Below are 3,454 nucleotides of genomic sequence, written 5' to 3'. Positions count from 1 at the left end.
CGTCGGGGCTCACGCTCGTTCTCGGCGCGCCCGCCCCGTAGCTTGACGTGACGCGAAAGGGGCCAGCCGATACCCCAAGACGCGAGATGGGCACCGCGGTGTAAGCCGTGCAAATGAACCGCCCTCCCATCGACGTCCTGGTCTCACATCCCCGTCGTACCAGGCTGCGACCATGACGGTCTGGCTGCGCCTCTCCTCGAGGTCCCGCTCCCGCCGTTCGCGTGCCACGCTCAACTGCCCCACCAGCACCAGCACCAGTAGCCCCAGCGCCCGGCAGCACCGCCGGCGGCGTTGTCGGTGACTCCCACCCCTATCAGGGGGTATCCTGCGGGCATGGCCGACAGGAGCCCCAACACCGGCGCCCGCAGCGAGGAGATCCTCGCCGCTGCCGGCATCGTCGTCTCCGATGAGGGGAAGGCTCGCGCGCGCCGACGCCTGGACGAGGCCCGGGAGCGGTGGACGACGGAGCTCGACGCCCAGGCGCGCGAGCAGCTCGGCCTGCCGGCCCGCGCCGCGTGACTGAACCGGCCGTCCGGGTCGTCCTCGACGCCTCCGCGATCATTGCCTTCTGCCGAGGTTCGATCGACGTCGGTGAGGTGATCGCCGAGGTCGCCGACGAAGAGAACTGCGTGTTCGGGCTGCCGGTACTGTGCGTGGCCGAAGCCGCCCGGGTGGTCGTCGACAGGGACCGCCTGCAGCTGCTCGTCAACCACCCGATCGCCGAGATCCTCTCGCCGCCGCCGGACAGCTGGGAGGCCCTCGCGGTCACCCTCGACACGGTCGGCATGGTCGACGCCGCCACCGCGGTGCTCGCCGCGATCGACCTCGGCTGCAGCGTGCTGACCGGCCAGCCCGGCCTGTACGGCGGCATCGCCGGCGGCGGCCCGGTCATCCCCATCTGACCCAGGTACTACACGGCGTGCATCCGAAAGCGCGACGGCGAGCTGCTGCTGAAGGTGGTGTGGGGTGCCCGGCGGCAATGGCCCCCCGGGCCCCCATACCCCTCCACGCGTTCCTATCGCCCGGCAGTACGCGGTGAACGCGCTCGGCCTGATCACGACGTGGGCGGCGCTCGCACCGCGCGCCCGAGCCGGCGGTGCGAGCGCCGCCGTGGTCAGCTCGGACACCGTGCGGGCGGTCGGGGCGGGCAACGGCGCGTACACGGCCTCGAAGGCGGCGCTGGAGGCGCTCGTCCTGACCCTCGCTAAGGAGGAGGCCGGGCATGGCGTACGGGTCAATGTGGTGGCGCCGTCGCACGTCGCCTCACCGCAGGCCGAGGAGATCCTCGCACTGAAGGGTGTCACCGACGTCGAGGCGTACTACGCCGGTCTGCCCGCCGGCCGCGCGCTCACGGTTGGACGAGGTGGCCGGCGTGATCACCGGCCTGGGGTGTGACCGTGCGTGGGATTATGCGACCGGCACGATGATGCGGCTGGTCTTCGACGGCGGCGCACGGTAAGGAGAGTGTCCAACGTTGAGGGAGGCTTCCCCGTGCTGAACGGTGCCGTGATCGTCGAGAGCCTGCGTCCGGGTGCGGAGTTCGACGGTGCTCAGCTCACGCTGCGCAAGCTGTCCCGGATGGAGGTAGCCGACAACACCCCCGAGCAGCCGAAGATCTGGACCTTGGTCGAGTTCTCCAGCGACGCCGACCCCGCCGAGCTGGCCGTACACTTCGCCAGCGCCTTGTACGGCCGCGGCTGGTACGCCAGCTACGACACCGACGACGAGACCTACGTCATCTTCCCCGGCAAGGTCTTTCACTATCGCAAGGGCTACGAGCCGGCCCGCGAGGAGGTCAAGAACTACGCCCGTTGCGCCGGGGTCCCCGACCCTCAGCTCGACTGGTGAGCATGTACCCGTGCCAAAGCCTGATTCCGCGTTGTGATCTGGGGTTTTGAAGATCGTTTCAGGCTGCGCGGTGGTAGTCGTTGCTTAGCTCGCTGAGTCGTTCGGCGCCGTACGGGCTTGTCCAGGGGATGATGACGTCCGGGTCGTGGTTGGGTGGCCGCTGCTACCGTGTCGGGCTCCTGAAGGGCCGGGGCCAGCGTGAAAAGGCCGAGAGCCGAGCACCTCAGCTGCCCGAGCCCGGTACCCGTCGTCACAGTGGTCGAGGCGGTCCGGGGTTGCCTCCGGCGGGCCAGTAGCTCCGATGGCGACGATCAGGTCTGGCCGGGGTGCGGCCTGGGCGAGCGGTGCGTTCCGGGGCCTGGCCCGGAGCCGGAATGCGAGAAGATCGGGCCCATGACCGGGGACTGGCTGGTTCGCTACCGCGCCGGGGAGCGCGGGCAGGTGTGGGATGAACTGGCGCAGCTCGGCGATGCAGTACGGGAGCCTGATGTGCTAGAGGAGGTCCAGCTCGTCTGTGACGAGATGGCTCGACGCGCGCGACACAACGTCGAGGTGATCGTGGAGCGGTTGATTCGTGACGGGTATCGGTTCCACGCCAACGATGATGAGCAGACTCCGCTGATACCGCACATCCCTCCGACTCCTGCGGCCGTCGAGTATGCCGCCTGGCTGCAGGAGCGGTTCGGTCCAGTGCCGCTCACGCTGCTGTCGTGGGTGCGCATTGTCGGGGATGTCTGGCTCGTCGGTACACATCCGGACTGGCCGCTGTCTGCGTCGGCCGATCCGCTGGTGATCCAGGTCGAGGGTTCGCACTACCCCCACTCGTCTATGCGTTTCCACTACGAGTATGAATGGGAGCAGTGGCGCGATCGGAGTGCGGACGATCCCAATGCCAGGCCGTTCCAGCTGACCCTGGCGCCGGACCGGTACCACAAGGACAACGTCAGCGGTGGTGGTCCGTACGGCATGGCGGTGCCTGATGCCCATGCCGACGGGCTGTTCGTCGCGGAGACGACGATGCCGTTCGTGCAGTACCTCAACTGGGTCTTCCTCCGCGGCGGGTTCCCATTCTTGACCGGTTCGAGCGACGCGCTGCAGATCCCGGACGCCCTCGCCGAGGATCTCCTTCCGCTGTGAGACCCGGCGGTCGGCCTTGCATGCCTAGCGCACGCATCTGGCCGTTGTGCGCGGGGACGCACGGTTGACGCCGGCGCTCAGGGGCTTATCACCGCGACTGCCTCCTCGGGTCGCCCTTGGCGAATGAGTAGTTTCGCAAGCGAGGACTGGATCCACATCTCTTGGGCCGGCTGCAGCACGGCAACCGCCTCGTTCAGGCGCCCGGCATCGGCCAGGAGCTCGGCAAGGCGGACGCGCGCGTACCCGGTATCGGCGCCCGGATCGGCCCGCAGGTCGGCGATCGCCTACTCGGCCCGGCCGCACTCGACGAGCACCTCGACCCGATTCATGCGGAGGTCGAACGGGTCCAGTCTGCCCTGCGGGCGACGTCGTCGATGACCGCGAGGGCTTCGTCGGGCCGGCCCTGCCCGATCAGCAGCGTGCACAGCGGGCGGATGAGGCATCATGCCACCGCACGCCGACACGGACA

Annotated in this window: 7 protein-coding genes; 6 read left to right on the top strand and 1 reads right to left on the bottom strand. The window is 68.9% G+C overall.

Annotation, left to right across the window (positions count from 1 at the left end; all coding sequences use genetic code 11):
* Positions 1-333: 333 nt before the first annotated feature.
* The 5 genes from ACY34I_RS40190 to ACY34I_RS40170 all read left to right on the top strand — a co-directional run bounded on the left by ACY34I_RS40190 (position 334) and on the right by ACY34I_RS40170 (position 2,985).
* The gene (locus tag ACY34I_RS40190) at positions 334-519 is read left to right on the top strand and encodes a hypothetical protein (RefSeq protein WP_089007836.1); all 186 of its coding nucleotides are present in this window, start codon (positions 334-336) and stop codon (positions 517-519) included.
* A complete protein-coding gene (locus ACY34I_RS40185) occupies positions 516-902 on the top strand; it encodes a hypothetical protein (protein ID WP_462760763.1) in 387 nt (128 codons plus the stop codon). Before ACY34I_RS40190 ends, ACY34I_RS40185 begins: the two co-directional genes overlap by 4 nt.
* A 64-nt stretch (positions 903-966) precedes the next feature.
* The gene (locus tag ACY34I_RS40180) at positions 967-1,395 is read left to right on the top strand and encodes an SDR family oxidoreductase (RefSeq protein ID WP_462760761.1); all 429 of its coding nucleotides are present in this window, start codon (positions 967-969) and stop codon (positions 1,393-1,395) included.
* 69 nt (positions 1,396-1,464) lie between these two features.
* Entirely contained in the window at positions 1,465-1,848 is a 384-nt protein-coding gene (locus ACY34I_RS40175) for an RNA-binding protein (protein WP_462760759.1), read from the top strand.
* A 393-nt stretch (positions 1,849-2,241) separates the two neighbouring features.
* Entirely contained in the window at positions 2,242-2,985 is a 744-nt protein-coding gene (locus ACY34I_RS40170; protein WP_462760757.1) for a hypothetical protein, read from the top strand.
* Between the two features lie 77 nt (positions 2,986-3,062).
* Here ACY34I_RS40170 and ACY34I_RS40165 read toward each other — a convergent pair whose 3' ends face one another.
* Positions 3,063-3,200, bottom strand: coding sequence for a hypothetical protein (locus ACY34I_RS40165; RefSeq protein ID WP_462760765.1), 138 nt, complete (start codon positions 3,198-3,200; stop codon positions 3,063-3,065).
* Here ACY34I_RS40165 and ACY34I_RS40160 point away from each other — a divergent pair.
* Positions 3,147-3,454: hypothetical protein (locus ACY34I_RS40160; RefSeq protein ID WP_462760755.1), on the top strand; the 308-nt coding region annotated here is incomplete at its 3' end. The genes ACY34I_RS40165 and ACY34I_RS40160 overlap by 54 nt on opposite strands.

The organism is Micromonospora sp. RTBAU3-60 (assembly GCF_054963695.1).
Note: the sequence above shows the minus strand (reverse complement) of the source record. Positions and strands in the feature narration are given on the sequence as shown.